We start from the raw sequence: 2,178 nt of genomic DNA, 5'->3' as shown, positions 1-2,178 counted from the left end.
ACCGTGTTCACGCTGATCATCGCGCGCACGCCGCTCGGCCGGGCCATGCGCGCCTGCGAGCAGGACCGGCGCATGGCGAGCCTGCTCGGCATCGACACCGACCGCACGATCAGCCTGACCTTCGTCATCGGCGCCGCACTCGCCGCGGTCGCCGGCATGATGTACCTGCTCTACTACGGCGTGATCGACTTCTTCATCGGCTTCGTCGCCGGCATCAAGGCGTTCACCGCCGCGGTGCTGGGCGGCATCGGCAGCCTGCCCGGCGCCGTGCTCGGCGCGCTGCTGATCGGCCTGATCGAGACCTTCTGGTCGGCCTATTTCTCGGTCCAGTACAAGGATGTCGCGGCGTTCTCGATCCTCGCCATCGCGCTGATCTTCCTGCCCTCGGGAATCCTCGGGCGCCACGAGGTCGAGAAGGTCTGACGTGGCGGGCACATGGCCGCGCGGCATGGCCGCGATCGTGAGGGATGCGGGTCTTGCCGCGCTGATCGCGCTCGGCGTCGGCGCGCCGCTGCTCGGGCTCCGCACCGAGCCCATGGGCCGCTCGCTGACGCTGATCCCCCGGCCCGGCCTGCTGCTGAGCGCGGTCGCGGCCGTGTTCGTCGGCCGCATCCTGGTCGGGCTGTTCATGGCGCAGCGCGAGCTTCGCCGCACGATCGTCTCGCCCGCGCCGCGCGTGGTGCTGGTGCCGCCCGGCTTCGGCACCTGGTTCGGCAAGGCGGCCGGACCGGCGATGCTCGCCCTGGCGATGCTGCTGCCGGTCATGCCGGGCATCGGACGATACGAGATCGATCTCGGCACGCTCGTGCTGACCTATGTCATGCTCGGCTGGGGGCTGAACATCGTCGTCGGCCTCGCCGGCCTGCTCGATCTCGGCTACGTCGCCTTCTACGCCGTCGGCGCCTACAGCTACGCCCTGCTCGCCAAGCATCTCGACATCGGCTTCTGGGCCGCGCTGCCGCTGACGGGGGTGTGCTCGGCGGCCTGGGGCATCATCCTCGGCTTCCCGGTGCTGCGGCTGCGCGGCGACTACCTCGCGATCGTCACGCTCGCGTTCGGCGAGATCATCCGCATCGTGCTGCTGAACTGGGTCGGCCTCACCGGCGGGCCGAACGGCATGAGCGGCATCCCGCGCCCGTCCTTCTTCGGCCTGCCGTTCTCGATGGCCGGCGGCGAGGGCAGCTTCGCCGGCTTCTTCGGCCTCGAACCCTCGCCGCTGCATCGCATCATCTTCCTCTACTACCTGATCCTCGCCCTCGCGATGGTGACCAACTTCGTTACCATCCGGCTGCGCCGCCATCCCGTCGGCCGCGCTTGGGAGGCGCTGCGCGAGGACGAGGTCGCCTCCCGCGCGCTCGGCCTCTCGGTGGTGGCGGTGAAGCTCACCGCCTTCGCCACCGGCGCCTTGTTCGGTGGCTTCGCCGGCGCCTTCTTCGCCACCCGCCAGGGCTTCATCAGCCCCGAGAGCTTCACCTTCATCGAGAGCGCGCTGATCCTCGCCATCGTCGTGCTCGGCGGCATGGGCAGCCAGATCGGTGTGGCCACCGCCGCGGCGGTGATGATCGGCGGCTTCGAGCTGTTCCGCGACCTCGAGCAGTTCCGCATGCTGGTGTTCGGGCTGGCGATGGTGGCGATCATGGTCTGGCGGCCGCGCGGGCTCGTCTCCTCGCGCGAGCCCTCGGTGGCACTCGGTGCGCGCAAGATGGTCGGCGCCGAGCACGTGGCGGAGGGGCGCGGATGACCGCGCCCGACCCGATCCTCGTCGTCGAGGGCCTCACCATGCGCTTCGGCGGGCTGGTGGCGATCGACGCGCTCTCCTTCGAGGCCGAGCGCGGCGACATCACCGCCATCATCGGCCCGAACGGTGCGGGCAAGACCACGGTGTTCAACTGCCTCACCGGCTTCTACCGGCCGACCGGCGGCAGCATCGTCATCCGCCACGAGGACGGCACGCAGTACGCGCTGCACCGGCTGGTGCAGCACCGCATCGCCAAGCACGCGCGTGTCGCCCGCACCTTCCAGAACATCCGCTTGTTCGGCGGCATGACCGTGCTCGAGAACCTGATGGTCGCGCAGCACAACCGGCTGATGGGCGAGGGCGGGCGCACCCCCTTCGCGCTGATGGGCTTCGGCCCGTTCCAGAAGCGCGAGGCGGCGGCGGTCGGGCGCGCGCGCGCC

At 70.4% G+C, this 2,178-nt stretch carries 3 protein-coding genes; all 3 read left to right on the top strand.

Annotation, left to right across the window (positions count from 1 at the left end):
- The coding region (locus tag ACTIFU_RS22470) for an ABC transporter permease subunit (protein WP_439580553.1) at positions 1–423 on the top strand (423 nt) is incomplete at its 5' end.
- 25 nt (positions 424–448) lie between these two features.
- A complete protein-coding gene (livM, locus tag ACTIFU_RS22465; RefSeq protein ID WP_439580552.1) occupies positions 449–1,741 on the top strand; it encodes a high-affinity branched-chain amino acid ABC transporter permease LivM in 1,293 nt (430 codons plus the stop codon).
- Positions 1,738–2,178 (top strand): ATP-binding cassette domain-containing protein (locus tag ACTIFU_RS22460; protein WP_439580551.1); only part of this gene is annotated, 441 nt, incomplete at its 3' end. The genes livM and ACTIFU_RS22460, both read left to right, overlap by 4 nt.

The organism is Elioraea sp. (assembly GCF_051860475.1).
Lineage (GTDB): Bacteria > Pseudomonadota > Alphaproteobacteria > Acetobacterales > Acetobacteraceae > Elioraea.
Note: the sequence above shows the minus strand (reverse complement) of the source record. Positions and strands in the feature narration are given on the sequence as shown.